The organism is Leisingera sp. ABM4_101 (assembly GCF_056158725.1).
The window spans coordinates 1,289,105-1,314,630 of the sequence record NZ_JBSWTV010000002.1; the positions used below are offsets into that span (position 1 = coordinate 1,289,105).

At 59.2% G+C, this 25,526-nt stretch carries 39 protein-coding genes; 36 read left to right on the forward strand and 3 right to left on the reverse strand.

Annotated features, from left to right (window positions below; all coding sequences use genetic code 11):
- Window positions 1-2: 2 nt before the first annotated feature.
- The gene (locus ACXAEK_RS07225; protein ID WP_475040826.1) at window positions 3-818 is read left to right on the forward strand and encodes a glycosyltransferase; all 816 of its coding nucleotides are present in this window, start codon (window positions 3-5) and stop codon (window positions 816-818) included.
- Window positions 815-1,696: a DMT family transporter gene (locus tag ACXAEK_RS07230; protein ID WP_475040828.1), complete on the forward strand. Its 882-nt coding sequence runs from the start codon at window positions 815-817 to the stop codon at window positions 1,694-1,696. The genes ACXAEK_RS07225 and ACXAEK_RS07230 overlap by 4 nt, the downstream gene beginning before the upstream one ends.
- Here the strand turns inward: ACXAEK_RS07230 and ACXAEK_RS07235 are convergent.
- Window positions 1,693-2,499, reverse strand: a complete 807-nt coding sequence (locus ACXAEK_RS07235) for a putative rhamnosyl transferase (RefSeq protein ID WP_475040829.1) — start codon at window positions 2,497-2,499, stop codon at window positions 1,693-1,695. The genes ACXAEK_RS07230 and ACXAEK_RS07235 overlap by 4 nt on opposite strands.
- A 363-nt stretch (window positions 2,500-2,862) precedes the next feature.
- On the opposite strand from ACXAEK_RS07235, the gene rpsL reads away from it, so the two are divergent.
- The 19 genes from rpsL (at window position 2,863) to ACXAEK_RS07330 (ending at window position 16,644) form a co-directional block, all read left to right on the forward strand.
- Window positions 2,863-3,234 carry a 30S ribosomal protein S12 gene (gene rpsL, locus ACXAEK_RS07240; RefSeq protein ID WP_008204009.1) on the forward strand — a complete coding sequence of 124 codons (372 nt, stop codon included), beginning with the start codon at window positions 2,863-2,865 and terminating at the stop codon, window positions 3,232-3,234.
- Window positions 3,235-3,249: 15 nt separating this feature from the next.
- A complete protein-coding gene (gene rpsG / locus ACXAEK_RS07245) occupies window positions 3,250-3,720 on the forward strand; it encodes a 30S ribosomal protein S7 (RefSeq protein ID WP_019298618.1) in 471 nt (156 codons plus the stop codon).
- A gap of 18 nt (window positions 3,721-3,738) precedes the next feature.
- Window positions 3,739-5,856, forward strand: coding sequence for an elongation factor G (fusA, locus tag ACXAEK_RS07250; RefSeq protein WP_475040831.1), 2,118 nt, complete (start codon window positions 3,739-3,741; stop codon window positions 5,854-5,856).
- Window positions 5,857-5,919: 63 nt separating this feature from the next.
- Window positions 5,920-7,095 (forward strand): elongation factor Tu, encoded by a 1,176-nt coding sequence (tuf, locus tag ACXAEK_RS07255; protein ID WP_475040809.1) that lies wholly within the window; start codon window positions 5,920-5,922, stop codon window positions 7,093-7,095.
- Between the two features lie 263 nt (window positions 7,096-7,358).
- Window positions 7,359-7,805: a Panacea domain-containing protein gene (locus tag ACXAEK_RS07260; protein ID WP_475040832.1), complete on the forward strand. Its 447-nt coding sequence runs from the start codon at window positions 7,359-7,361 to the stop codon at window positions 7,803-7,805.
- Entirely contained in the window at window positions 7,805-8,233 is a 429-nt protein-coding gene (locus ACXAEK_RS07265; protein ID WP_475040833.1) for a hypothetical protein, read from the forward strand. Before ACXAEK_RS07260 ends, ACXAEK_RS07265 begins: the two co-directional genes overlap by 1 nt.
- A gap of 251 nt (window positions 8,234-8,484) precedes the next feature.
- Entirely contained in the window at window positions 8,485-8,799 is a 315-nt protein-coding gene (rpsJ, locus tag ACXAEK_RS07270) for a 30S ribosomal protein S10 (protein ID WP_019298501.1), read from the forward strand.
- Window positions 8,800-8,817: 18 nt separating this feature from the next.
- Entirely contained in the window at window positions 8,818-9,522 is a 705-nt protein-coding gene (gene rplC / locus ACXAEK_RS07275) for a 50S ribosomal protein L3 (RefSeq protein ID WP_475034380.1), read from the forward strand.
- Window positions 9,519-10,136: a 50S ribosomal protein L4 gene (gene rplD, locus ACXAEK_RS07280; protein WP_475040834.1), complete on the forward strand. Its 618-nt coding sequence runs from the start codon at window positions 9,519-9,521 to the stop codon at window positions 10,134-10,136. The genes rplC and rplD overlap by 4 nt, the downstream gene beginning before the upstream one ends.
- Entirely contained in the window at window positions 10,133-10,429 is a 297-nt protein-coding gene (locus tag ACXAEK_RS07285; RefSeq protein ID WP_039160813.1) for a 50S ribosomal protein L23, read from the forward strand. The genes rplD and ACXAEK_RS07285 overlap by 4 nt, the downstream gene beginning before the upstream one ends.
- A 173-nt stretch (window positions 10,430-10,602) precedes the next feature.
- Window positions 10,603-10,989 carry a nuclear transport factor 2 family protein gene (locus tag ACXAEK_RS07290; RefSeq protein WP_475040836.1) on the forward strand — a complete coding sequence of 129 codons (387 nt, stop codon included), beginning with the start codon at window positions 10,603-10,605 and terminating at the stop codon, window positions 10,987-10,989.
- A gap of 441 nt (window positions 10,990-11,430) precedes the next feature.
- On the forward strand, window positions 11,431-12,387 hold the full coding sequence (locus tag ACXAEK_RS07295; RefSeq protein ID WP_475040838.1) for an FRG domain-containing protein: 957 nt from the start codon (window positions 11,431-11,433) through the stop codon (window positions 12,385-12,387).
- A 228-nt stretch (window positions 12,388-12,615) separates the two neighbouring features.
- Window positions 12,616-13,458, forward strand: coding sequence for a 50S ribosomal protein L2 (gene rplB, locus ACXAEK_RS07300; RefSeq protein ID WP_019297986.1), 843 nt, complete (start codon window positions 12,616-12,618; stop codon window positions 13,456-13,458).
- A 3-nt stretch (window positions 13,459-13,461) separates the two neighbouring features.
- A complete protein-coding gene (gene rpsS, locus ACXAEK_RS07305) occupies window positions 13,462-13,740 on the forward strand; it encodes a 30S ribosomal protein S19 (RefSeq protein ID WP_475040840.1) in 279 nt (92 codons plus the stop codon).
- A 3-nt stretch (window positions 13,741-13,743) separates the two neighbouring features.
- The gene (gene rplV, locus ACXAEK_RS07310) at window positions 13,744-14,124 is read left to right on the forward strand and encodes a 50S ribosomal protein L22 (protein WP_008557868.1); all 381 of its coding nucleotides are present in this window, start codon (window positions 13,744-13,746) and stop codon (window positions 14,122-14,124) included.
- On the forward strand, window positions 14,124-14,834 hold the full coding sequence (gene rpsC, locus ACXAEK_RS07315) for a 30S ribosomal protein S3 (protein WP_475040841.1): 711 nt from the start codon (window positions 14,124-14,126) through the stop codon (window positions 14,832-14,834). Before rplV ends, rpsC begins: the two co-directional genes overlap by 1 nt.
- Before the next feature lie 12 nt (window positions 14,835-14,846).
- Complete coding sequence (gene rplP / locus ACXAEK_RS07320) at window positions 14,847-15,260, forward strand: 50S ribosomal protein L16 (protein ID WP_039125980.1); 414 nt, start codon at window positions 14,847-14,849, stop codon at window positions 15,258-15,260.
- 277 nt (window positions 15,261-15,537) lie between these two features.
- Window positions 15,538-15,858, forward strand: coding sequence for a hypothetical protein (locus ACXAEK_RS07325; RefSeq protein WP_475040842.1), 321 nt, complete (start codon window positions 15,538-15,540; stop codon window positions 15,856-15,858).
- Between the two features lie 165 nt (window positions 15,859-16,023).
- The gene (locus tag ACXAEK_RS07330) at window positions 16,024-16,644 is read left to right on the forward strand and encodes a TIGR02466 family protein (RefSeq protein WP_475040844.1); all 621 of its coding nucleotides are present in this window, start codon (window positions 16,024-16,026) and stop codon (window positions 16,642-16,644) included.
- 442 nt (window positions 16,645-17,086) lie between these two features.
- Here the strand turns inward: ACXAEK_RS07330 and ACXAEK_RS07335 are convergent, their stop codons facing one another.
- Window positions 17,087-17,296: a DUF6122 family protein gene (locus ACXAEK_RS07335; protein WP_475040845.1), complete on the reverse strand. Its 210-nt coding sequence runs from the start codon at window positions 17,294-17,296 to the stop codon at window positions 17,087-17,089.
- 127 nt (window positions 17,297-17,423) lie between these two features.
- The gene (locus tag ACXAEK_RS07340; RefSeq protein ID WP_475040847.1) at window positions 17,424-18,059 is read right to left on the reverse strand and encodes a DMP19 family protein; all 636 of its coding nucleotides are present in this window, start codon (window positions 18,057-18,059) and stop codon (window positions 17,424-17,426) included.
- A gap of 310 nt (window positions 18,060-18,369) precedes the next feature.
- On the opposite strand from ACXAEK_RS07340, the gene rpmC reads away from it, so the two are divergent.
- The 15 genes from rpmC to rplO all read left to right on the forward strand — a co-directional run bounded on the left by rpmC (window position 18,370) and on the right by rplO (window position 25,515).
- The gene (gene rpmC, locus ACXAEK_RS07345) at window positions 18,370-18,570 is read left to right on the forward strand and encodes a 50S ribosomal protein L29 (protein ID WP_039125973.1); all 201 of its coding nucleotides are present in this window, start codon (window positions 18,370-18,372) and stop codon (window positions 18,568-18,570) included.
- Between the two features lie 11 nt (window positions 18,571-18,581).
- Window positions 18,582-18,812 (forward strand): 30S ribosomal protein S17, encoded by a 231-nt coding sequence (gene rpsQ, locus ACXAEK_RS07350; RefSeq protein WP_475040848.1) that lies wholly within the window; start codon window positions 18,582-18,584, stop codon window positions 18,810-18,812.
- 100 nt (window positions 18,813-18,912) lie between these two features.
- Window positions 18,913-19,281, forward strand: coding sequence for a 50S ribosomal protein L14 (rplN, locus tag ACXAEK_RS07355; RefSeq protein ID WP_005621870.1), 369 nt, complete (start codon window positions 18,913-18,915; stop codon window positions 19,279-19,281).
- A 2-nt stretch (window positions 19,282-19,283) separates the two neighbouring features.
- Window positions 19,284-19,589: a 50S ribosomal protein L24 gene (gene rplX / locus ACXAEK_RS07360; protein ID WP_475040849.1), complete on the forward strand. Its 306-nt coding sequence runs from the start codon at window positions 19,284-19,286 to the stop codon at window positions 19,587-19,589.
- Window positions 19,589-20,152: a 50S ribosomal protein L5 gene (rplE, locus tag ACXAEK_RS07365; protein WP_475040851.1), complete on the forward strand. Its 564-nt coding sequence runs from the start codon at window positions 19,589-19,591 to the stop codon at window positions 20,150-20,152. The genes rplX and rplE overlap by 1 nt, the downstream gene beginning before the upstream one ends.
- A 19-nt stretch (window positions 20,153-20,171) precedes the next feature.
- Window positions 20,172-20,477 (forward strand): 30S ribosomal protein S14, encoded by a 306-nt coding sequence (gene rpsN / locus ACXAEK_RS07370; protein ID WP_039125969.1) that lies wholly within the window; start codon window positions 20,172-20,174, stop codon window positions 20,475-20,477.
- 13 nt (window positions 20,478-20,490) lie between these two features.
- The gene (rpsH, locus tag ACXAEK_RS07375) at window positions 20,491-20,883 is read left to right on the forward strand and encodes a 30S ribosomal protein S8 (protein ID WP_008554600.1); all 393 of its coding nucleotides are present in this window, start codon (window positions 20,491-20,493) and stop codon (window positions 20,881-20,883) included.
- Between the two features lie 12 nt (window positions 20,884-20,895).
- Window positions 20,896-21,429, forward strand: a complete 534-nt coding sequence (rplF, locus tag ACXAEK_RS07380) for a 50S ribosomal protein L6 (RefSeq protein ID WP_475040852.1) — start codon at window positions 20,896-20,898, stop codon at window positions 21,427-21,429.
- A gap of 11 nt (window positions 21,430-21,440) precedes the next feature.
- Window positions 21,441-21,800 carry a 50S ribosomal protein L18 gene (rplR, locus tag ACXAEK_RS07385; RefSeq protein WP_475040853.1) on the forward strand — a complete coding sequence of 120 codons (360 nt, stop codon included), beginning with the start codon at window positions 21,441-21,443 and terminating at the stop codon, window positions 21,798-21,800.
- Window positions 21,801-21,916: 116 nt separating this feature from the next.
- Entirely contained in the window at window positions 21,917-22,486 is a 570-nt protein-coding gene (gene rpsE, locus ACXAEK_RS07390) for a 30S ribosomal protein S5 (RefSeq protein WP_475040855.1), read from the forward strand.
- A 13-nt stretch (window positions 22,487-22,499) separates the two neighbouring features.
- Window positions 22,500-22,688, forward strand: a complete 189-nt coding sequence (gene rpmD, locus ACXAEK_RS07395) for a 50S ribosomal protein L30 (RefSeq protein WP_019298002.1) — start codon at window positions 22,500-22,502, stop codon at window positions 22,686-22,688.
- Between the two features lie 284 nt (window positions 22,689-22,972).
- Window positions 22,973-23,185 carry a DUF1127 domain-containing protein gene (locus tag ACXAEK_RS07400; RefSeq protein ID WP_475040857.1) on the forward strand — a complete coding sequence of 71 codons (213 nt, stop codon included), beginning with the start codon at window positions 22,973-22,975 and terminating at the stop codon, window positions 23,183-23,185.
- Window positions 23,186-23,449: 264 nt separating this feature from the next.
- Window positions 23,450-23,662, forward strand: coding sequence for a DUF1127 domain-containing protein (locus tag ACXAEK_RS07405; protein WP_475040858.1), 213 nt, complete (start codon window positions 23,450-23,452; stop codon window positions 23,660-23,662).
- Between the two features lie 508 nt (window positions 23,663-24,170).
- Entirely contained in the window at window positions 24,171-24,884 is a 714-nt protein-coding gene (locus ACXAEK_RS07410; RefSeq protein ID WP_475040860.1) for a restriction endonuclease, read from the forward strand.
- Between the two features lie 160 nt (window positions 24,885-25,044).
- Window positions 25,045-25,515 (forward strand): 50S ribosomal protein L15, encoded by a 471-nt coding sequence (rplO, locus tag ACXAEK_RS07415; protein WP_475040861.1) that lies wholly within the window; start codon window positions 25,045-25,047, stop codon window positions 25,513-25,515.
- The last annotated feature ends 11 nt before the right edge of the window (window positions 25,516-25,526 follow it).

Sequence of the window (25,526 nt, forward strand, 5' to 3'; positions counted from 1 at the left end):
CGATGGATATCAGGCTTCGGATGATCGGGCTGGTGCGGTTTTCCGTCCTGAGCACAGATTACTATTCGGACCGGTTCAAGACCCTGGACGAAAAGGCAGAGCACCTGTTCTCACCGGAGCGGATGGAGCTGCGCTTCCGGCTGTTTGAAAACCTGTGCCTGCGGTCTCTGACACAACAAACCGACAGCAGTTTCCGGCTGATTGTGCTGACTTCGCAGGATCTGCCGGCGCCTTACCTTCAGCGGCTGCTGGATCTGACAGAGCCCTTCGGCAACATCTACTGTCACGGCGCCGCCCCTGACATTCACTATCAGCAGCTGAAAGCGGCTTATGGGCTTGTCCACCTGCGCCGGGCGACGCACCGGGTTCTGTTCCGGCTGGATGATGACGATGCGCTGGACCGTGATTTCATCAAACGCACCAAGGCTTTTGCGCGCGGCATGATCCCGCTCCAGGACGAGGGGCAGACGCCATTTATGATTGCGCATAACCGCGGGCTTTACCTGGAAAAAACCAGCAAGGGCTGCGAGATCTACGATACCTGCGAACGCTCGCCGCTTTCGGCCGGCCTGTCGCTGGTAGCGCCGCTCAGCAGCAACGCCAACCCCTATGCTTACAATCACCGCAAGATTGCGCAGCATTACAACACATTCTCCGATATCTCGGTGCCTGCGTTCCTGCGCACAATTCACGGTGACAACAAATCCGATCCGGCCCAGATGGGGATCACCCGCAAATGGCGGCGGCGCCAGGTCAATCAAGCGCTAGAGCGGCATTTCGGCTTTGACCCGGATTGGCTCAGGGAACTGCTGCCATGACACCCAATCAGGCCGGCGCTCTGCTGATGGCAGGCAGTATGGCCGCCTTCACCTTCAACGACGCGCTGGTCAAGCTGGTCAGCTCCTCCCTGCCGCTGGCGCAGATCCTGACCATACGGGGCATTGCCGCGAGCTTTCTCATACTGTTTCTTGCCCGACGCCTTGGAAGCCTGCGCCTCCGCCTGTCCGGCAAGGCCTGGACGATGATCGCGCTGCGCTGCGGTTTCGAGGTCGCTTGCACCTATCTGTTCCTCACGGCCCTGATGCTGATGCCGCTGGCAAATCTGACGGCGGTACTGCAGGTGCTGCCCCTGACCGTGACCCTTTGCGCCGCCTTGTTCCTGCAGGAACCGGTGGGCTGGCGGCGGATGGCCGCTATTGCCGCGGGCTTTGCTGGGATGTTGCTGATCGTGCGCCCGGGCCCGGACGGGTTCAGTGACGGTGCCCTTTATGCCCTGGCTGCGGTGGCCTGCATCACCGCCCGCGACCTGGTGACCCGCCGGATGCCGGCCGAGGTGCCGTCCATGACCGTGACGCTGTCGGCCTCAGTCTCGGTGCTTGTGTTCGGCATTTCGGCCTCCGCCACCACCGAATGGCAGCCGGCCGGCACTGCCGACCTCCTGGCGCTGATGGGGGCGGCCGTGTTTATCTTTGCGGGCTACCTCTGTTCGGTGATGACGATGCGGGTAGGTGAGGTCGCCGTGGTGGCGCCGTTCCGCTACAGCGGCCTGATCTGGGCGCTGATTCTGGGCTGGGCGGTGTTTGGCGAATGGCCGGATATGCTGACCTTGGCCGGCGCGGCAATTGTCGCTGGCGCCGGGCTGTTCACCTTCTACCGCGAGCGCAAGGCTGCGCGGGCGACAGCAGCGGCAGGTTAAGCCTGGGCAAATGCTTGTTTCACGCTGGCAGTCCTGATGCCAAAAACAGTGGTAAATTCCGTTTGCTGTTCCCGCGTCAGCGGCGTGACATCCACCGGTTTGGCGCCGGCCTGGCGGGAATCGTTATAGCGATTGTGGCTGCGCACCCACATTGGCGCGTCGGTGATCGTGACCGAGGGCATGTGGTGGTGGATCTTATGATGCGCGAAATTCATGATCGTCTTGCGGCTGCCGCCTGCCGCATACATCCCCAGCGCCGCGGTGAAATAGGGGCGCACGGCCGGCGCTGCGGCAATGCCTGCGGCGCCGAATTCGGCAACATAGCCCCGGTTGAAATCAATCGCCGCGGCAGAGGAGCGGGCAAACAGTTTTGCGCAGTCATCAGCGGTCTCGCGCAGGCGTTCAACAAAATCGGTGGCCACCGCGTCGTCATCGTCGAACCGGAATTGCAGGCAGGGGGCCTTGGGATTTTGCCGGGCATTGTTCAGCAGCTCTTTCATGACCTCCCGGTGCTTGCGCGGCGGCTCAGCATGAATGCGAATTTGCGGCATTCCGGCTGTCAGCGCCTCCAGCCGGTCGCGGTACTTGCCGGGCAGGCTTCCGCCAATCACCAGAATCAGGTCAAATTCCTGGTCTGTCTGCTCCCGCAGGCAGGGCAGGGCTACGGTCTCAAACAACCGGAACCGCTCCTCCATCCGGGCCTCGGCATAGAGATAGGCCAGACGCTCTTCCAGCGTTTCATGCTCCACTTGAAATCCGCCGATGGCCGGGTATGAAAACCGGCACAATCCGATGACCTGCATGTTTAAATCCATTTTGCGTGCAATGCTGGGTGCGCTGACTATGCCGGTCCCTCCGGGGCCGGGCAAGATGCAACAGGCCGCGGCCGGCAGGATCCCGGAGGGGCCGCTGTTGACAACCCCCGCGACTCCCCATATACGCGCGCTTATCCGGCACCTGGAGTGTATTCTTCGTCAGCCGAATTCAAAATTGCAGTGGCTCAAGGTCCGGGCACTTTTACCACCCGGATCCTCTGTAAACACACCGCGTCGTCTCACCTCGGAATGGGAGCGATTGCGGTTTTTGCGCTTGTGGACGCACAGGTGCAGCGAAATCACCCGCACGCGCCGGCGTGCATGACAAGTTGCTAAACGGGGAATACCTGAATGCCAACGATCCAGCAGCTGATCCGCAAGCCGCGTCAGCCGAAGCGTAAAGTTTCGAAGTCCCAGCACCTCGAGCAGTGCCCGCAAAAGCGCGGCGTCTGCACCCGCGTGTACACCACCACTCCGAAGAAACCGAACTCCGCTATGCGGAAAGTTGCGAAGGTCCGCCTGACCAACGGCTTCGAGGTGATCTCCTACATCCCCGGTGAAAGCCACAACCTTCAGGAACACTCCGTGGTTCTGATCCGCGGCGGCCGTGTAAAAGACCTTCCGGGTGTCCGTTACCACATCCTGCGCGGTGTTCTGGATACCCAGGGCGTCAAAGACCGTAAGCAGCGCCGCTCGAAGTACGGCGCGAAGCGTCCTAAGTAAGAAGGAGAGGCTGATATGTCACGTCGTCACGCCGCTGAAAAACGCGAAGTTCTGCCCGACGCCAAGTTCGGCGACCGCGTTCTGACCAAATTCATGAACAACCTGATGATCGACGGCAAGAAGTCGGTCGCAGAGCGTATCGTCTACAACGCATTCGACCGCGTCGAAGGCAAGATCAAGCGCGCTCCGGTTGAGGTCTTCCACGAAGCCCTGGACAACATCAAACCGTCCGTCGAGGTCCGCTCCCGCCGTGTTGGCGGTGCAACCTACCAGGTTCCGGTTGAAGTCCGCCCCGAGCGCCGCGAAGCGCTGGCCATCCGCTGGCTGATCGCTGCCGCACGCAACCGCAACGAGAACACCATGGAAGAGCGCCTCGCAGGCGAGCTGCTGGACGCCGTCCAGTCCCGTGGCACCGCGGTTAAGAAGCGCGAAGACACCCACAAGATGGCCGAGGCGAACAAAGCCTTCAGCCATTACCGCTGGTAAGCCGGAGGACATAGACCTATGGCACGCGAATATCCGCTCGACCTGTACCGTAACTTCGGTATCATGGCGCACATCGACGCAGGTAAAACCACCTGCTCCGAGCGCATCCTGTATTACACTGGCAAATCCCACAACATCGGTGAGGTGCACGACGGTGCAGCCACCATGGACTGGATGGAGCAGGAGCAGGAACGCGGTATCACCATCACCTCGGCTGCGACCACCACTTTCTGGGAACGCACCGAAGACGGTAAGACCGCCGACTCGCCGAAGCACCGCCTGAACATCATCGACACCCCCGGCCACGTTGACTTCACCATCGAAGTTGAGCGTTCGCTGGCGGTTCTCGACGGTGCGGTCTGTGTTCTGGACGCCAACGCCGGTGTTGAACCCCAGACCGAAACCGTGTGGCGTCAGGCTGACCGCTACAAGGTTCCGCGCATGGTGTTCGTCAACAAGATGGACAAGATCGGCGCCGACTTCTTCAACTGCGTCAACATGATCGAAGACCGTACCGGCGCCCGCGCGGTCCCGGTTGGTGTTCCGATCGGCGCAGAGAATGAGCTGGAAGGCCTGGTTGACCTGGTCAACATGGAAGAATGGCTGTGGCAGGGCGAAGACCTGGGCGCATCCTGGATCAAAGCTCCGATCCGTGACAGCCTGAAAGACATGGCTGACGAATGGCGCGGCAAAATGGTGGAAGCGGCCGTCGAAATGGACGACGACGCCATGGAAGCCTACCTGGAAGGCGAAGAGCCCGACGTTGCCACCCTGCGCAAACTGCTGCGCAAGGGCACCCTGGAGCTGGCGTTTGTTCCGGTTCTGGGCGGTTCCGCGTTCAAGAACAAAGGTGTGCAGCCGCTGCTGAACGCCGTGATCGACTACCTGCCCAGCCCGCTGGACGTTGTCGACTACATGGGCTTTAAACCCGGTGACGAAACCGAAGAGCGTAACATTGCCCGCCGTGCGGACGATGAAATGGCGTTCTCCGGCCTGGCGTTCAAAATCATGAACGACCCGTTTGTCGGCTCGCTGACCTTCACCCGCATCTATTCCGGCGTCCTGAACAAGGGCGACACGCTTCTGAACTCCACCAAGGGTAAGAAAGAGCGCGTCGGCCGGATGATGATGATGCACTCCAACGACCGCGAGGAAATCACTGAAGCGTTCGCAGGCGACATCATCGCGCTGGCAGGCCTGAAGGACACCACCACCGGTGACACTCTCTGCGCCGTCAACGATCCGGTTGTCCTGGAAACCATGACCTTCCCGGATCCGGTGATCGAGATCGCGGTTGAGCCGAAAACCAAGGCCGACCAGGAGAAAATGTCCCAGGGTCTGGGCCGTCTGGCCGCCGAAGACCCGTCCTTCCGTGTGGAAACCGACCTGGAATCCGGTCAGACCATCATGAAGGGCATGGGCGAACTTCACCTGGACATCCTGGTTGACCGCCTCAAGCGCGAGTTCAAGGTGGAAGCCAACATCGGTGCGCCGCAGGTGGCCTACCGAGAGACCATCTCCAAAGAGGTCGAGCACTCCTACACCCACAAGAAGCAGTCGGGTGGTTCGGGCCAGTTCGCCGAGGTGAAGCTGATCATCTCGCCGACCGAAGCCGGCGAAGGCTACTCCTTCGAATCCCGCATCGTCGGCGGTGCGGTTCCGAAGGAATACATCCCCGGTGTTGAAAAAGGCATCCAGTCCGTCATGGACAGCGGCCCGCTGGCCGGCTTCCCCGTGATCGACTTCAAAGTTGCCCTGATCGACGGTAAGTTCCACGACGTGGACTCCAGCGTTCTGGCCTTTGAAATCGCCGCCCGCATGGGCATGCGCGAAGGCATGAAGAAAGCTGGCGCCAAGCTGCTGGAACCGATCATGAAGGTCGAAGTGATCACCCCGGAAGAATACACCGGCGGCATCATCGGCGACCTGACCTCCCGCCGCGGCCAGGTGTCCGGCCAGGAGAACCGCGGCAACGCAATCGCCATCGACGCCTTTGTGCCGCTGGCGAACATGTTCGGCTACATCAACACCCTGCGTTCGATGAGCTCGGGCCGCGCCCAGTTCACCATGCAGTTCGATCACTACGATCCGGTGCCGCAGAACATCTCCGACGAGATCCAGGCGAAATACGCGTAAGCGTCAGAAAATTGAGGGGTCCGCAGCCGTTGCGTGCCCCTCTCGAAACAAAAGGAGGCCATCATGGCTAAGGAAAAGTTTGAACGTAATAAACCGCACGTCAACATCGGCACCGTTGGCCACGTTGACCACGGCAAGACCACTCTGACCGCGGCTATCACCAAATACTTCGGTGACTTCAAAGCCTACGACCAGATCGACGGCGCACCGGAAGAAAAAGCCCGCGGCATCACCATCTCGACCGCGCACGTCGAATATGAAACCGAAGCGCGCCACTATGCGCACGTCGACTGCCCCGGCCACGCCGACTACGTCAAGAACATGATCACCGGCGCAGCCCAGATGGACGGCGCGATCCTGGTTGTGAACGCTGCTGACGGCCCGATGCCGCAGACCCGCGAGCACATCCTGCTGGCCCGCCAGGTTGGCGTTCCGGCCCTGGTTGTCTTCATGAACAAAGTTGACCAGGTCGACGACGAAGAGCTGCTGGAGCTGGTGGAAATGGAAATCCGCGAGCTGCTGTCCTCCTACGAATTCCCGGGCGACGACATTCCGATCGTTGCGGGCTCCGCTCTGGCGGCGATGGAAGGCAACAACCCGGAAATCGGCGAAGAGAAGATCAAAGAGCTGATGGCGGCCGTGGATGAGTACATCCCGACCCCGGAGCGTGCGGTTGACCAGCCGTTCCTGATGCCGATCGAAGACGTGTTCTCGATCTCCGGCCGCGGCACCGTTGTGACCGGCCGTGTTGAGCGCGGTGTGATCAACGTTGGCGACGAAATCGAAATCGTCGGCATCAAAGACACTTCGAAAACCACCTGCACCGGCGTGGAAATGTTCCGCAAGCTGCTGGACCGCGGTGAAGCGGGCGACAACATCGGCGCCCTGCTGCGCGGTGTGGACCGTGATTCCGTTGAGCGCGGCCAGGTTCTGTGCAAGCCGGGTTCCGTGACCCCGCACACCAAGTTCGAAGCCGAAGCCTACATCCTGACCAAGGAAGAAGGCGGCCGCCACACCCCGTTCTTCGCGAACTACCGTCCGCAGTTCTACTTCCGCACCACCGACGTGACCGGCACCGTGACCCTGCCGGAAGGCACCGAGATGGTGATGCCGGGCGACAACCTGAAGTTCGCAGTTGAGCTGATCGCCCCGATCGCGATGGAAGACGGCCTGCGCTTCGCCATCCGCGAAGGCGGCCGCACCGTCGGCGCCGGCGTTGTGTCGAAGATCATTGAATAATCAGGTCTCCTGATTGATCGACGGAAAGGCCGCCTTCGGGCGGCCTTTTTTCTTTGTGGGTGTAAGAATTAGCGGGATGTTAATCGATTATTGATAGTTTTGATTGGCGCACATGATACCTCGTCATGCTTGCATACTGAGGGAAACTGCCCCATATGGTTCGTGCAACTGAGTTCGTTGCGTAGATAACTGAGTAGCTCAGTCACGAACAAAAGTTGCATTGTTGACGGTTCTGTAGTTTCTAGATTGAGGGAGGATGCAAAATGGCGGACGCACGTGTTGTGTCAAATTTCCTCGTGGATTTGGCCGAGGCGGAACAGAACACTCTGACACCCATGCAGGATCTTAAGCTTGTGTATATCTCACACGGCTACCGGCTCGGTGCATTTGGGGTGCCATTGATCTCCAATCGAATAGAAGCATGGAAATTTGGGCCCGTCATTCCGTCTCTCTACCACGCCATCAAGCACTGGCGCGACAAGCCTGTCGGCAAGGTCGTCGTTACCTCTCTTCCAGATTTGACGGATGATGAAAAGGTATTCGTTGGACAGATATACCAAGCCTATAAAGATCTGGATGGTATTGCGCTTTCTAATCTTACTCATCAGCCGGGTACTCCCTGGGATGAGGTGTACGACCCTAGTGTGGCTAACCTTGAGATAGGTGATGACCTCATTCAGCACCACTACAGAGAGATCATGGCTGCATAATGGCCCCCAAAGCAGGTGATCCTCTTTCGGACTTCTTGTTCCAGAAGATCAAGCAGCATGCAAAGGATGCTGCACGTCCAATTGGTGATACAGATCAAAAAGCTTCGGATGAAGCTAGTGCATTTGCAAACGAGCAGTACGAAGAAATTCAGAGGAAGAAGGCTGAAACAGCTGGGTTGCAGGAGCGTAACCGAGACCGAAGAATAAATCGTAAGCTTCGGACTGGGTATGCCAAGTCAGTTTTCTGCTACTTGGTTTGCTACTCGATTTTTGTGGGGATTGTCCTTCTCTTGGCTGGTTTCAAAGTTTACGGTTTTGTCCTTCCCCCTGAAGTGTTGAGTTTCCTGGTCGGTAGTACTGCTGCGGCGGCAATTGGGCTTGTCTACGCCGTTACCAACGGACTCTTCGACGGCATAGGTAAGGTGTAGTCTTTGTTGGGCAACCTGTTCTCCGCGACTGCCGGTTAACACACCTAAACAAACCCCAAACCCACCGCTCTCCCCAAACGCAACGGTTTCGGTGCGAAACCCCTTGCCACATGGCCCTTTCGGGCGTATAGGGCGCGAGTTCGCCAAGTGCGAATAGGGGCGGGATGATTCCCGCCTTTTGGGTTCGATGAGGGGTTGCGGTGGTCGCAGGCCCTCCTCTCAACCCCAACGCCTGAATAAAAGGCTGTACGATGCAAAGCCAAAACATCCGTATCCGGCTGAAGGCATTTGACTATCGCGTGCTGGATGCCTCCACGCAAGAGATCGTCAACACTGCCAAGCGGACCGGCGCGCAAGTGCGCGGCCCGATCCCGATGCCGAACAAGATCGAGAAATTCACTGTTCTGCGTGGCCCCCACGTTGACAAGAAATCCCGCGACCAGTTCGAGATCCGCACCCACAAGCGCCTTCTCGACATCGTCGACCCGACCCCGCAGACCGTGGACGCGCTGATGAAGCTCGACCTGGCCGCCGGCGTTGACGTCGAAATCAAGCTGCAGTCGTAAGATCGGAGGGTATAGATTATGCGTTCCGGTATTATCGCTAAAAAAGTGGGCATGACCCGCCTGTTCCTGGAAGACGGCAAGCAGATCCCTGTGACCGTTCTGTCCCTGGACGGCCTGCAGGTTGTTGCTCAGCGTACTGAGGAAAAAGACGGCTACACCGCTGTTCAGCTGGGTGCAGGCTCTGCCAAGGCAAAGCGTACTTCGCAAGCCATGCGCGGTGTCTTCGCTGCTGCCAAGGTGGAACCCAAGCGCAAGCTGGCCGAATTCCGCGTTCCCGCGGACGGCCTGATCGAAGTCGGCGCCGAGATCTCGGCCGAACACTTCCTGGCTGGCCAGAAAGTGGACGTCACCGGCACCTCGATCGGTAAAGGCTTTGCAGGTGCAATGAAGCGTCACAACTTCGGCGGTCTGCGCGCCTCGCACGGTGTGTCGATCTCGCACCGTTCGCACGGTTCGACCGGTCAGTGTCAGGACCCCGGCCGCGTCTTCAAAGGCAAGAAAATGGCCGGCCACATGGGCGCTGCCCGTGTGACCACCCAGAACCTGGAAGTGGTGAAAACCGACGCCGAGCGCGGCCTGGTCTTCATCAAGGGCGCCGTACCGGGCCCGAAATCCGGCTGGGTTACCGTCAAGGACGCCGTGAAGAAGAAAGCCCCCGAGGGTCTGCCTTTCCCGGCCGCTCTGAAAACTGCGGAAGCTCCCGCGGAAGGTGGTGAAGCATGAAACTTGACGTGATCAAACTGGACGGCGGCAAATCGGGCGACATCGAACTGTCCGAAGACCTGTTCGGCCTGGAGCCGCGTGCGGACATCCTGCACCGCGTGGTCCGCTGGCAGCGCAACAACGCGCAGGCCGGCACCCACAAGGTGAAGACCCGTTCCGAGACCTCCTACTCGACCAAGAAGATCTACCGCCAGAAGGGCACCGGCGGCGCACGCCACGGTGACCGCAACGCGCCGATCTTCCGCAAGGGTGGTATCTACAAGGGTCCGACCCCGCGTTCGCACGGCCACGAGCTGACCAAGAAGTTCCGCAAGCTGGGCCTGCGCCACGCGCTGTCCGCCAAAGCAAAAGCGGGCGAACTGGTCATCATCGAGGACGCCGCAGCTGAGGGCAAGACCGCCGCTCTGGCCAAACAGGTGAAGAACCTGGGCTGGAAACGCGCTCTGGTCATCGACGGCGCTGCCGTGAACGAAGGCTTCCTGCAAGCGTCCCGCAACATCGAAGGTCTGGACATCCTGCCGACCATCGGTGCCAACGTCTATGACATCCTGAAGCGTGACACCCTGGTGATCACCAAAGCGGGTGTCGAAGCACTGGAGGCTCGCCTGAAATGAGCGCGAAAGCAGAACACTACGACGTGATCCGCAAGCCGATCATCACCGAGAAATCCACCATGGCGTCCGAGAACGGCGCAGTGGTGTTCGAAGTGGCAATCGACTCCAACAAGCCGATGATCAAAGAAGCCGTTGAGGCTCTCTTTGGCGTCAAGGTGAAAGCGGTCAACACCACCGTCACCAAGGGTAAGGTCAAGCGTTTCCGCGGCCAGATGGGCAAGCGTAAAGACGTGAAAAAAGCCTATGTCACCCTGGAAGAAGGCAATACCATCGACGTGTCCACCGGACTCTGAGATCTGCCTTTTTGACAAGATTGAGAGGCCCTCGCGCAAGCGGGGGCCTTTTTTGTTGGGGCAGGGGTGCAACCCATGACGGATCGAAATGGCCTTTCGCACAAGGCTTCATTTCCGCGCACACGCCACTCCGTCTAGTCTGGGTGCAAAGGCAATTTGAACCAAGGTGCATTATGAATTCCCACGCTGACCTTTTTGACGTCGTACAGATGTATTTCGACGGGCTGTTTTACTGCGACAAGGAAAAGCTGGACGCGGTGTTCCACCCGGCAGCGAGCCTGTTTGATGCCGAGAAGGGCGCGATCTTTTCCGAACCCGTGGCAAGCTTCAATGAGGACGTCGGCGGCAACGCGGCCAACTCGCCCCATGCGCTGGGGCAGAAGATGGATGCCGAAATCCTGATGGTAGACCATATGTCGCCGGTGAGCGCGCTGGTGAAAATCCGCTTCCGGGCGCGCAGGAATGTGTATCAGGATCACCTGTCGATGCTGAAGGGCGAGAACGGCTGGCAGATCGTGGCCAAGGTCTGGTGCCTGGAAAAGGTTGTTGACCAGATATGAAGCGGAGCCGCCGGAGCAATCCGGCGGCTTTGTCCAGGGGCGGAATCCGGCTGAGGTCAGCGGTAGCAGGCATGGCGGGTCCCTTGTGAAAGGCTTGCGCTGATTTATAGCCGCTGCCGGTTAAAATCCGCGAAGCCGTCCGTGCGCCCCTCACGCAACACCCATCAAAGCGCTGACCTGTGACCTAGTTCCCGGGCGCGGAATCAAGGCCGCAGGCCGCCGCGCTAGCGTCATGCTGAAAGCATGCCTCCGGCATGGCCCGCCCCGATAGAGCGGCGCTATGGCTGATGTTCTGCGCGTCGGTGAGGTCCTACGGATCTTGCCGGGATAAACTGCCAAACGCCACGTTGAGAGCACCCCCACGGGACGGTTCTGAGTTTCGCACTTGTTACAGATGGGTTTCTCCTCAATATTCCATCTACGATTGTGGGTGGAGCAGTGATGGCTTACGTAAGCAGCCTTTCGGAGTTTATTGAGGCAGTTGCCAAACTGAACTCAAAATGGGGTAACGGCCAGCTTCTTTTTCGAGGTCATGAAGACAGGGCCTACATGGCGGAGCCTTCTGTCTTGAGGTCAAGAGACTGGCAGCTTCGAGAGCACGAAATGCTTCGGCAGCTCTTGGCCGAACATCCCGATGAATTTTCGCGGGATATTAGCACGTTTGAATTGCTGGCCAGGGCGCAGCACTACGGGCTGCCGACTTGTCTGCTGGATGTTACTAGAAATCCTTTGGTTGCTCTGTACTTTGCTTGTCAGAAAAAAGAGCAAATCGGTTCTGAAAACCAAAACCCCAAGCCCAAAAGGGCCGCTGGTGAGGTAGTCGTCTTTCTGCCAGGGAAAATGCGGAAGACATTCTTCGATAGTGAGGCGGTGTCGTTTTTGTGTAACTTGGCCTATCTCCCGTTTGAGCAGAAAGAGACGATAAGAGAGCATCTGCTTCAGTGCCGGGAAAAAGCACAAGATGAAACCTCAGACGGCACCGAGGACGACTTCGCAAAACTGTTCTTCGAAAAGTTCAATGTTGGAGAGTGCATCCAAGACTTGATAAGTCTTGCAAAGAAGGACAACCCCAGCATCAAAGGGGTGGTTCACCCCGATGATCTGACGCATCCAGTTTCTGTCCTTCCCCGGAAATTGGATGTTCGAATTGCTTCTCAAAGTGGGGAGTTCCTTATCTTTGGCTTATTTAGTCCAGAGCGTGAAGAAGCTGCCGCTAGGTCGAGAAAAGCGGAGCCTAAGCGTCACTTTTTCCAGAGCTTTAGTACCTTCGAGTTATATATCTCCCCTAAGGACAAACAAAAAATTCTGGCAGACCTAAGTAGCTTGGGCATTTTCAAAGAGTTCTTGTTTCCAAGTTTGGAAGGGACGGCCAAAAGGATCAAACAAGGTGTGGATTGAAGGTGATCGCTATTAGTGTGAACAGCCCCTAGACTCCCCCAAACACCTCTGCTACACGCCATCCATCCTGAAGACCCCGGATTCGTTCCGGGGTCGTTACGTTTGTCAGGATGTGTGAACTCGGGGACCTTCGGGGCCCTATATCTCAGGCACCTACGGGGGCCTTAAACATAGCTGGGCCAAAGACAAGAACCGAAGGCCTGGCACGCTAAACGGAAGACAGAAAGCATGGCACTCAAGTCGTATAAACCGACGACGCCGGGCCAGCGTGGGCTGGTTCTGATCGACCGTTCGGAGCTTTGGAAAGGGCGTCCGGTCAAATCCCTCACTGAGGGCCTGACCAAATCGGGCGGCCGGAACAACACCGGACGGATCACTGCACGCCGCCGTGGCGGCGGCGCAAAGCGCCTCTACCGGATCGTTGACTTCAAACGGAACAAATTTGATGTAGCGGCCACCGTTGAGCGGATCGAATACGACCCGAACCGGACCGCATTCATCGCGCTGATCAAATACGAAGACGGCGAGCAAGCCTACATCCTGGCGCCGCAGCGTCTGGCTGTTGGCGACAAAGTCGTCGCGTCTGCAAAAGCCGACATCAAGCCGGGCAACGCAATGCCGTTCTCGGGCATGCCGATAGGTACCATCGTCCACAACATCGAAATGAAGCCCGGCAAAGGCGGCCAGATCGCCCGTGCAGCCGGTACCTATGCTCAGTTCGTTGGCCGTGACGGCGGTTACGCTCAGATCCGCCTGTCCTCGGGCGAACTGCGCCTGGTCCGTCAGGAATGCATGGCCACCGTCGGTGCCGTGTCGAACCCGGACAACTCGAACCAGAACTTCGGTAAAGCCGGCCGTATGCGCCACAAGGGCAAGCGTCCCTCCGTGCGTGGTGTCGTGATGAACCCGATCGACCACCCCCACGGCGGTGGTGAAGGCCGGACCTCCGGTGGCCGCCACCCGGTGACCCCCTGGGGCAAACCGACCAAGGGCAAACGGACCCGCAACAAAAACAAGGCGTCGCAGAAGCTTATCGTCCGCTCGCGCCACGCCAAGAAGAAAGGCCGCTAATCCATGGCACGTTCCGTATGGAAGGGCCCCTTCGTTGATGCTTATGTCCTGAAAAAGGCCGAAGCAGCGCGTGAATTGGGCCGCAATGAAGTGATCAAGATCTGGTCGCGCCGTTCCACCATCCTGCCGCAGTTCGTCGGCCTGACCTTTGGTGTGTACAACGGCCAGAAGCATATCCCCGTCAACGTCTCGGAAGACATGATCGGTCAGAAGTTCGGTGAATACTCGCCGACCCGCACCTATTATGGCCACGCCGCAGACAAAAAAGCGAAGCGGAAGTAAGTCATGGGCAAGGAAAAGAACCCCCGCCGCGTGGCAGACAACGAAGCAATGGCAAAACTGCGCATGCTCCGTACCTCGCCGCAGAAACTGAACCTGGTGGCGCAGATGATCCGCGGCAAGAAAGTCGAGAAGGCCCTGACCGACCTGACTTTCTCCAACAAGCGGATCGCGCAGGACGTGAAGAAATGCCTTCAGTCCGCCATCGCGAATGCTGAAAACAACCACAACCTGGACGTCGATGAACTGATCGTCGCCGAGGCATGGGTTGGCAAGAACCTGACCATGAAGCGCGGCCGTCCGCGTGCCCGTGGCCGGTTCGGCAAAATCCTGAAGCCGTTCGCGGAGATCACCATCAAGGTGCGTCAAGTTGAGGAGCAAGCCTAATGGGTCAGAAAGTCAATCCGATCGGCATGCGCCTTCAGGTCAACCGCACCTGGGACAGCCGCTGGTACGCCGACACCAAAGACTACGGTGATCTGCTGCTCGAGGACCTGAAAATCCGCGAGTTCATCAAGGAAGAATGCAAGCAGGCCGGCATTGCGCGCGTCATCATCGAGCGCCCGCACAAGAAATGCCGCGTGACCATTCACACCGCCCGTCCGGGCGTCATCATCGGCAAGAAAGGCGCGGACATCGAAGTCCTGCGCAAGAAGATTGCCAAGATGACCAACTCCGAGCTGCACCTCAACATCGTTGAAGTGCGCAAGCCGGAACTGGACGCTCAGCTGGTCGGCGAGTCCATCGCCCAGCAGCTGGAGCGCCGTGTGTCCTTCCGCCGTGCCATGAAACGGGCCGTGCAGAACGCCATGCGCATGGGCGCCCTGGGTATCCGGGTGAACGTCGCTGGCCGTCTGGGCGGTGCGGAAATCGCGCGTACCGAATGGTACCGTGAGGGCCGCGTACCGCTGCACACCCTGCGTGCCGACATCGATTACGCACACTCCGAAGCGATGACCCCCTACGGGATCATCGGGATCAAGGTCTGGATCTTCAAAGGCGAGATCATGGAGCACGATCCTTCGGCGCGTGACCGTAAAGCACAAGAAATCCAGGACGGCCCTGCACCCCGTGGTGCTGGTGGCGGCCGTCGCTAAGGAGGATTTGAGATGCTTCAGCCAAAGCGCACTAAATTCCGCAAAATGCACAAGGGCCGGATCCACGGCTTGGCAAAAGGCGGTTCCGACCTGAACTTCGGCACCTATGGCCTGAAGGCAACCACCCCTGAGCGTGTGACTGCACGCCAGATCGAGGCTGCCCGCCGTGCCATGACCCGCCACATGAAGCGTCAGGGCCGTGTTTGGATCCGTATCTTCCCGGACACCCCGGTGACCTCGAAGCCGACCGAAGTCCGTATGGGTAAAGGTAAAGGCTCCGTGGACTATTGGGCAGCCAAGGTTAAGCCTGGCCGCGTGATGTTCGAGATCGACGGCGTCAGCGATGAAATCGCCCGCGAGGCCCTGCGCCTGGCCGCGATGAAGCTGCCGGTCAAGACCCGCGTCGTGGTCCGCGAAGACTGGTAAACGGCGGCTTTGCCGCCGCCTGCGCGGCAGCGCAGCCGGTTGTTAAAATTAAGAACCCCCGCTGAGCGATCAGCGGGGGTTTTTCTTTGGCTGAGAAGCTTTGACATCCTCTGCAGAATGGATTGCGGCCGATGCGGATGTCTCTGGCCGCACATCATTTGTTCACATTTAGTTCCTATTGTTGGGCCGTGGTTGTTAATGTGCCCCGCCGGCAGGAGGTTTTTCAGTTTGCCGGGCCTCAGCGGCAGGGGCGCCTGATTGTTTGGAGTACTCTCTAATGCGTATGCTGATCTCTGCCTCCTGTCTTTTGCTGACCTCGGCCTGCGGCTCTTCCGCGCCGGACCGCGGGTCGGTCTCAATGGCCTTTTCCCCGGCCCCCGCGGGCGGGCCGCCAGCGGAAACGGCCGCTGCGCCGCAATCGGGCTATGTCTCGGCAGGCGGCACCGCTGTGCATTGGATCACTCCGGAAGGCTGCACATATTCCCGGACCCAGGCACGGGGTTATGCGCCGGTCTGGTACCTTGTGCAGAACCCGCACCACGTGGGCATGCCCAAGGCGCACCGCGGTTGCCCCAACTCTGTGGCGGGCGGGGTTTGACCCGGGGCGCCCGGCGGCACAGGCACCGGTCTGCGCCTGCGCAGAATGGGGGCGCCGCCCCCGCCGCCTGCGGTGGCTCCCCCGGAGTATTTTCCACCAGAAAGAAGCGGGGTTGCGGTGCGGATGCTGCTCGCCAAGGGGCGGGCGCTGGGGTATCAGACCGGTATGGCCCAGATTGACTCGCTCTTCGTGACCCGCCTCTACCGCGCGCAGCTGTCCGAATACGGACCCAAGGTTGACGCGCAGGAACTGGAAAACTCCTGTCTTGTGATCGCCGGCGACGACGACGCAGGCCAGGACTGGTGCGAGGAGAACGGCTACCCGGGCTATACCTCCTATGCCTCGCTGACGGATTTGCCCTGGCGGTTCCCGATCTTTGCTGATGTGGTGAAATCGCTGGATCTGCATGTGGCGGCCTTTGCCAAGGATCTGGAGCTGGATCTGGACGGCCGCAACTTGGTGCTGGAGGATCTGTGGATCAACATCCTGCCCGAAGGCGGCACCCACGCCAGCCACATCCACCCGCATTCGGTGATCTCGGGCACCACTTACGTGTCGATGCCCGATGGCGCCTCTGCCCTGAAACTGGAAGACCCGCGCCACGCGATGATGATGGCGCACCCGCCGCGCCTGAGGGACTGCCGCCAGGAGCTGAAGACATTTGTCTATCAGTCGCCCGCGGTGGGCGATGTGCTGCTGTGGGAGAGCTTCATCCGCCACGAGGTGCCGCTGAACATGGCCGAGGAAGAGCGGATTTCAGTGAGTTTTAACTACAAGTGGGAGTGAGGCGGCAGCACTTGTCACTTAAAGCAAAGGGGCGCTAGATAGGCTACTCAAGAAGAGGCTCGAGCTGTTGGAAGTTACATTAGTTTCCGCGGGGGTCGCCATTGGCATTTTGGCTATCTTGTTGCTGCTCGTATTTGCCTTAGTGCTCTATGTCAAATTTCTGATCTGACTGCTCAAGTGGAGTTTGATCGTTCAATTAACGGCCTTTGTCGTATGTTTGCCCGTCGTCGCGATTATAGCTGCGTTGGACCGGGTCTTTGGTCTCGGCGAGGACGTAACTCATCCGCTGATGGCTGGGGTGTTCCTTGTTACCTGTGTTCTGGCGGCAATGAATATATACAGCCGGAAACGGCGAGGGCGTAAGATGGAGGCTGCCCGGACTGCTGGTGCCGACCGAGTGGTTGAGCGGAAGCCCTGCTAAAGGAGGATGAAAGGGGCTTGGTCACCATGTCCCCTGCATCCCGCAGTCCAGCCCGTCAGTTCCCAGGTGCCACAGGGCACCCAGCGCCAGGGCGCGGATTTTCCAGCTCGGCACCAGCAGTGCAGCGGCGTAAGCGGCGGCAGCAAGGCCTGAGTGCAGCGGGTGAAAGCTGAGGCTGCAGCGGTTCGGGTCGAAGATCGGCGTAGCCAGCAGGTGGTCGGCATCAATCACTTTGCCAGGATCATCAGCCCGGCGGCCATCAGTCAGCGCTGGCGGCCAAAGAGAAGGCGGGCAACCGGGAAAGGGGCGATAAAGTGGAAACCGTAGTGGATGAGGGGCGGGAGCAATGCGAGAAATGTCATTGGTTAGGAGGGGGCTGACTGAACTCCTCCAGGGCAGCAATGCGGCTTTCGTAATCGTCGAACACTTCCAGGGGGACATTGCCAAGAAACCATGCGGAGCAATAAAAATAATATTGTTCGTAAATGGGTAAGGCATCGCTGGGTGCTCTTTCGTTAACCCAACCGGCAGCTTCCGCGCGAGCGTTTTGAGTTATTTCACTTAGGCGCAACGGCTGCGCTTCCCACAGCAACCTGCTGTCAAATTCCTCAAGTTGTTTTTCAAGTTTGGTGTTTCTTATCGACCTACTTGAGCTTGCAGTTCGGCGTGTCCAAGGCATGAGGCGGGAAGACCATTTCCCAAAGTCCTGCAGCAGTCCATCGAGCTCATGAAAGCCAATCAACTGGGCTGCATCCCGGCATGTTGCGACAAATTCCTTTAACGCGTAGTTCGAGTGAAAGAATGCTCGGTGCCCAGCATTTGATCCGCGGCCGATGTAAATATCTAAAGACAGAAGTTGATTGAACTCGTCCGGCATCGGAAACCCCGTATAGTCCATTCTGTCAATATGGCCAATGCATGATGTGGCTAGCGAGTAGTAGTCACTGGTTTCGGTTAGGTTGCGTTTTTCGATGAAAAGAGGTGTTTTAAGCATTTGAGGTGTTGTCCTGTCGGTAAAGGCAGGCCCAAAGGTGCCAAGCCCTTTCTTATCGGTTTTGGAGTGAGCCGCTACCCAGTATTCCTCGTTAGGGACACAGCTTGCCGTATGTGCTGCCGCCGCAAACCTTTCCCTTGCCCCCGCACCCCGTCTCCTCTATAGGGACCCATCGCTTGCCCCCAATCCGCATTGGATCGGGGCCAAGTGATTCTTTTTTGCCGCGCTTCTCCGGTGCGGTTGACATAACCCACCAGGTAACAAGGTGACCCTCGGGGCCTTCTGGTGCTTTGGACAAGGAACAAAGGCGATGAACGCCAATGATCTGCGCGAGAAGACCGTGGATGAACTCCGCGATATGCTCGCATCCCTGAAAAAAGAGAGCTTCAACCTGCGCTTTCAGCAGGCAACCGGTCAGCTGGAATCGACCGCAGGCATCAAGGCGGCCCGCCGCAATGCTGCACGCGTCAAGACCATCCTGAACGAAAAAGCTGCAGCAGCAGCCGAATAAGGAGCGACACAATGCCCAAACGTATCCTGCAAGGCGTTGTGACCAGCGACGCAAACGCCCAGACCGTCACCGTCTCGGTTGAACGCCGCTTCACGCACCCGGTTCTGAAGAAAACCATCCGTAAGTCCAAGAAATACCGGGCTCACGATGAAAAGAACGCTTTCAAGGTCGGCAATTCCGTACGCATCATCGAATGCGCGCCGAAATCGAAAACGAAACGCTGGGAAGTTCTGGAAGCCTAAGAGTCTCATCTGAGACTCCTGGCGGCTAGGCTGAAAAGCAAAGTCGAAACCCTGGGGGATTACAGCACGCATCGCTGCCCCATAGGTCGGGAGAAACCACATGATCCAGATGCAAACAAATCTGGATGTTGCTGACAACTCCGGCGCCCGCCGAGTTCAGTGCATCAAGGTTCTGGGTGGCTCCAAGCGTAAATACGCTTCCGTTGGCGACATCATCGTCGTCTCGGTTAAAGAAGCCATCCCGCGCGGCCGCGTGAAAAAAGGCGACGTCCGTAAGGCCGTTGTCGTGCGCACCGCCAAAGAAGTCCGCCGCGAAGACGGCACCGCGATCCGTTTTGACCGGAACGCAGCTGTCATCCTGAACAACAACAACGAGCCGGTCGGTACCCGTATCTTTGGCCCGGTTGTTCGTGAACTGCGCGCGAAGAACTTCATGAAGATCATCTCGCTGGCTCCGGAGGTGCTGTAATCATGGCTGCGAAACTCCGTAAAGGCGACAAGGTCGTCGTACTGGCAGGCCGCGACAAGGGCAAGGAAGGCACCATCGCCTCCGTTGACCCGAAAGCCGGCAAAGCTGTTGTCGAAGGCGTGAACATGGCGATCCGCCACACCCGCCAGTCGCAAAACGAACAGGGCGGCCGTCTGCCCAAGGCACTGCCGATCGACCTGTCGAACCTGGCACTGCTGGACAGCAACGGCAAAGCAACCCGCGTCGGCTTCCGCGAGGAAGACGGCAAGAAGGTGCGCTTCGCCAAGACCACCGGGGAGACTGTCTGATGCTTGACGCTGCAACCTACACCCCGCGTCTGAAGACCCTCTACAAGGAGACCATCCGCGGCTCCCTGAAAGAGGAATTCGGCTACAAGAACGATATGATGATCCCCAAGCTGGAGAAGATCGTTCTGAACATCGGCTGCGGCCGCGCTGCTGTCAAAGACAGCAAGAAAGCCAAATCCGCACAGGCAGACCTGACCGCGATTGCGGGCCAGAAGGCTCTGACCACCGTGGCAAAGAACTCCATCGCCGGCTTCCGCGTTCGCGAAGGCATGCCGATGGGCGCCAAGGTGACCCTGCGCGGCGACCGGATGTTCGAATTCCTGGACCGTCTGATCACCATCGCGATGCCGCGTATCCGTGACTTCCGCGGTGTGTCCGGCACCTCTTTCGACGGCCGCGGCAACTATGCCATGGGCCTGAAAGAGCACATCGTGTTCCCGGAAATCGACTTTGACAAGATCGACGAGCCCTGGGGCATGGACATCGTAATTGCCACCACCGCAAAAACCGACGCGGAAGCTAAGGCGCTGTTGAAAGCTTTCAACATGCCCTTCAACAGCTGATCGCGGGAAGGAAGAGACCATGGCTAAGAAAAGCATGATCGAGCGCGAGAAGAAGCGCGAGCGCCTGGTGGCAAAATACGCCGCAAAGCGCGCCGAGCTGAAAGAGATCGCAAACGACGAATCCCGCCCGATGGAAGAGCGCTTCAAAGCGCGTCTGAAACTGGCGAAACTGCCGCGCAACTCGGCTCCGAGCCGTTTGCACAACCGTTGCCAGCTGACCGGCCGTCCGCACGCTTACTACCGTAAGCTGAAGGTCAGCCGTATCGCGCTGCGCGAGCTGGGTTCTGCTGGTCAGATCCCCGGCCTGGTGAAATCGAGCTGGTAAGGGAGAGAGTGGTATGAACGATCCTATCGGCGATATGCTCACCCGTATCCGTAACTCTCAGATGCGCGGCAAATCCACCGTCATGACCCCGGCTTCCAAGCTGCGGGCATGGGTGCTGGACGTGCTGGCAGACGAGGGCTACATCCGCGGTTATGAGAAGACCACTGGTGAAAATGGCCACCCGGCCATCGAAATCAGCCTGAAATACTTCGACGGCGAACCTGTCATTCGCGAGCTCAAGCGGGTCTCCAAGCCCGGCCGCCGCGTTTACATGGGCGTCAATGACATCCCGTCGGTCCGTCAGGGCCTGGGCGTGTCGATTGTCTCCACCCCCAAGGGTGTGATGTCGGACGCAAACGCACGCGCAGCCAACGTTGGCGGCGAAGTGCTTTGCACCGTCTTCTAAGGAGGCCTCGCAATGTCCCGTATTGGTAAAAAACCGGTCGAACTGCCCAGCGGCGTCTCCGCCTCTGTGTCCGGCCAGACCATCGAAGTGAAAGGCCCGAAAGGCGCCCGCACCTTCACCGCAACCGACGACGTCACCCTGACCGTGAACGACAACGTTGTCACCATCGAGCCGCGCGGCAAGTCCAAGCGTGCCCGTCAGCAGTGGGGCATGTCCCGCACTCAGGTGGCCAACCTCGTGACCGGCGTGACCCAGGGCTTCAAGAAAGAGCTGGAGATCCAGGGTGTGGGTTACCGGGCTCAGATGCAGGGCAACACCCTGAAGCTGAACCTGGGCTACAGCCACGACGTCGACTTCGTTGCACCCGATGGCATCACCATCACCGCACCGAAGCAGACCGAAATCGTTGTGGAAGGCATCGACCAGCAGCAGGTGGGCGAAGTCGCGGCGAAAATCCGCGAATGGCGCCGTCCGGAGCCCTACAAGGGCAAAGGCATCCGCTACAAGGGCGAGTTCATCTTCCGCAAGGAAGGCAAGAAGAAGTAAGGACCAGCAAAATGGCAAACAGCAAACGTACCCTGTTTCTGAAGCGCCGGCTGCGCGTCCGGAACAAGCTTCGCAAAGTGAACGCAGGCCGTCCGCGCCTGTCCGTGCACCGTTCGAACAAGAACATCTCTGTTCAGCTGATCGACGACCTGCGCGGCGTGACCCTGGCAGCGGCCTCGACCCTGGAAAAAGATCTGGGTGTTGTCGGCAAGAACAACATCGAAGCAGCGACCAAAGTCGGTGCCGCGATCGCCGAGCGCGCGAAAGCGGCTGGCGTGACCGAAGCCTACTTCGACCGCGGCGGCTTCCTGTTCCACGGCAAGGTGAAGGCTCTGGCCGACGCTGCGCGTGACGGCGGCCTGAAGATCTAATCCCATGCGGGCGGCCTTTCGGGGCCGCCCCGATGATCCGGGAGACCGGCCTTTGGGCCGGTTCTCACCAAGGATTGATAGAACAGGCGCCTAGCGCCCTATGAAAGGAATGCCTGATGGCAGAACGTGAAAACCGCCGCGGCCCCCGCCGCGAGCGTGAAGAGGCACCGGAATTTGCAGATCGCCTGGTCGCGATCAACCGCGTGTCGAAAACCGTAAAAGGCGGTAAGCGCTTTGGCTTCGCAGCCCTGGTTGTCGTTGGCGACCAGAAAGGCCGCGTCGGCTTTGGCAAGGGCAAGGCGAAAGAAGTGCCTGAGGCGATCCGCAAGGCGACCGAGCAGGCCAAGCGTCAGATGATCCGTGTGCCGCTGAAAGAAGGCCGCACCCTGCACCACGACATGAACGGCCGCCACGGCGCCGGCAAAGTTGTGATGCGGACCGCGCCTGAAGGTACCGGTATCATTGCTGGTGGCCCGATGCGTGCCGTGTTCGAGATGCTGGGCATCAAGGACGTGGTCTCCAAGTCGATCGGTTCGCAGAACCCCTACAACATGATCCGCGCCACCCTGAACGGCCTGCAGAAAGAGCAGAGCCCGCGTTCGGTGGCTCAGCGCCGCGGCAAAAAAGTTGCTGACATCCTGCCCAAGCGGGACGAAGCGCCGGCAGCTGCCGAAGCTGAAGCGTAAGGAGTAGAGAGACATGGCAAAAACCATCGTCGTCAAGCAGATCGGCTCGCCGATCCGCCGCCCCGCCAAACAGCGCGCAACCCTGGTTGGCCTGGGCCTGAACAAGATGCACAAGACCCGCGAGCTGGAGGACACCCCCTCCGTGCGCGGCATGGTCAACTCGATCCCGCACCTGGTTCAGATCATCGAAGAGCGCGGCTAAGCCCTTTTCGGTTTCAGACTTTGGAAAACGCCTCCGGTTCTGCCGGGGGCGTTTTTCGTTGGGGCAGGGCGCCGGCTCGCGCCGCAGGGCGGGCAACCTGCCCGCCATTCCGGGGCCGTGCGCGCGTTAACCCGTCAGCAAGGCGCCTTGCAGACCTTGCATAGCGGGTTGCCGGTTGCGCCGGTTGTTCGACTCATCCCCCGGTCCTATCTCGGTGTCACAGCAAAAGACCAAACACGCACCGCCGGGAATAGGCCCGGCACCAGACACGAAGGACCCATACGATGGCACATGTTATTTCCGCCGCACACTCCGGCCACAGCCTCACCGCCCGCATCCGCGCAACCGTCGCTGGCTTTGCCGACTCCTGGATGAAGGCCCGCGAATTCCAGCGCACTTTCAATGAGCTGGACGCGCTGTCCGATCATGAGCTGTCCGACATCGGCGTCCGCCGCAGCGATATCGCCGACATCGCGCACCAGCACGTGTACGGCTAAGAATTCTCTCCCTCCCGGGCACTCCTCTCCTCCTCCTTCGCGCCCGGGCTGCAGCGCTCCTGCCCAGACGGGCGGGAGCGTTTTCTTTTGCGCAAGGCTCAAGCCGCCTCACGCAAACGTGCTATGCGTGTGCCGCATAGCCGCCAGACCAAAGCGTCCGTTGTGCCGCTGCCGGGCCGTCCTTATCTCCCTGCTACTTCAGACGAACAGATCCAGCGACGCACCGGAAGCACGTTCCGGCACCGCAGCTAAGGAACAAGAACAATGGCTTATTCAACTCTTTCCGCCCCCTCCGCGGGCCTATCCGCCCGCCTGGCCGGCTTGACCGCCGGCCTGATCCAAAACTGGAAACTGCGCCGCGAGTACAAGCACACGGTCCGCGCCCTGCGCGCCATGTCCGCCCGCGACCTGGCCGACATCGGCCTCAGCCGCTGCGCCATTCCCGGCGCCGCCCGCGAGCATGTCTACGGCAAGTGATCTCCCCGGCCGGCTGCGGATCCTCCTCCCTCTCCAAAGCCCGGCCCCAAAGCGCCCCTGCCATCCCGGCGGGGGCGTTTTTGTTTTCAGGTTCAGCGCCCCGCCCGGCCGCAAGGCCGGGGTGTACTGACCGTTGCGTACCCACCGTACGCACCGCCTACGGCGTTTTAACCCGGCTCTGGCAATATCATCCCCGGTCATGATCACCCGCCGGGCCTGACACCCCCGGCACCTGGAACAGGGCTCCGGTCTGGCACCCGGAGCGCGCGATACGCGTCTTCGCATGGGGGCAACCCCATCCCATCTCCACCCCGGCGGCGCCGCCACCCTTTAACGGACGGCCTCAGACGGACCGGACAGCATCAGAGACAGCAAGAACTGCAACCGGCAGGGCAGGGGCCTTGGCTGGGTGAAGTCTTGCATACTCCTTTGAGTTGCTATCGTGTACAGCAGTAGCACGCAGGCTGAACAACAGTTTGCTCTCTTTTTGAGAAGCTAAGGTGCGAATTTGAAGATTTTTGACCGCGACCCAGAGGATTGGCGTTCATTGGAACGAATGGTCGAGCAAGCCTTCTGCGAGATCGGTTGCGTGACCCACCGAGGTAATTTGCCAACAGCACGTGGTAAAGTAGCCATTGATGTGGCAGCGGTTCAGGACGGTCCGATTCCTCTCTGGGTGCTTTGCGAATGTAAACATTGGCAAAATTCAGTTCCGCAGAGCGTTGTACATGCATTCAGGGCTGTCTGCGCGGATGCTGGGGCAAATCTCGGACTAATAATTTCCAAGGAAGGTTTTCAGTCAGGGGCTAGAGAAAAATCCATCTTCACCAATGTCCACTTGGTAACATTCGAACAATTCCAGGAGACATATTTCTGGGATTGGAGAAGAAGTGTTTATGAGCAAATTTGCAAGTGGCATGATCAGGTTCTGCCAGTTAAGCGCGCGGTGATCGGTTTCCATGAGAATGGCCTCGAGTTGGTCCGTCCTGATTTGCTTGAAGGTGTGAATGTCGACCAGAAGTACCAACTTCTATTCAATCGCGAGAGTCGGTTGTCATTTGGAATGGAAGAGACCTACCCACTAAGTGTTGTGGACCCCAGAGGCGAGCCGACGGAGCAAAAGCATGTAACGATCAAGTCGCCAAGGCAGCACTTTGAAATGCTCAAGCAAAGCGTGACAGATGCCACCAATCACTTTAGCCTTCCAAACCTCTGGCTTTGAACCGTCTTCAAGCTCTTGAACGCTAGAGCTGGCTCTTGATCCCCCGCCCCAACCCGTCTATAGGCACCCGGTGGCGTTCTGCGCCACGGAATCACCAATCAAGAAACGCCGCGGTTGGCCCATCACGCTTCGGGGGCCACATCCGGCAAGGAGAAGCGATATGAAACTTCACGAACTGCGCGACAACGCTGGCGCCGCCAAGAAACGCACCCGTGTGGGCCGCGGCCCGGGTTCGGGCAAAGGTAAAATGGGCGGCCGTGGTATCAAAGGCCAGAAGTCCCGTTCGGGCGTCTCGATCAATGGCTACGAAGGCGGCCAGATGCCGCTCTACCAGCGTCTGCCCAAGCGCGGCTTCAACAAGCCGAACCGCAAGGCATACGCGGTTGTGAACCTGGGCCTGATCCAGAAGTTCATCGACGCAGGCAAGCTGGACGCGAGCGCAATCACCGAGGATTCGCTGGTTGCTTCCGGCCTGGTGCGCCGCAAGCTGGACGGCGTCCGCGTCCTGGCCAAAGGCGAAATCACCGCCAAAGCAACCATCTCCGTCACCGGCGCATCCGCCGCTGCCGTTGACGCTGTTGCAGAAGCTGGCGGCACTCTGACTGTGGCAGCCCCCGCCGCCGCAGAGTAACGGCTTGTGAG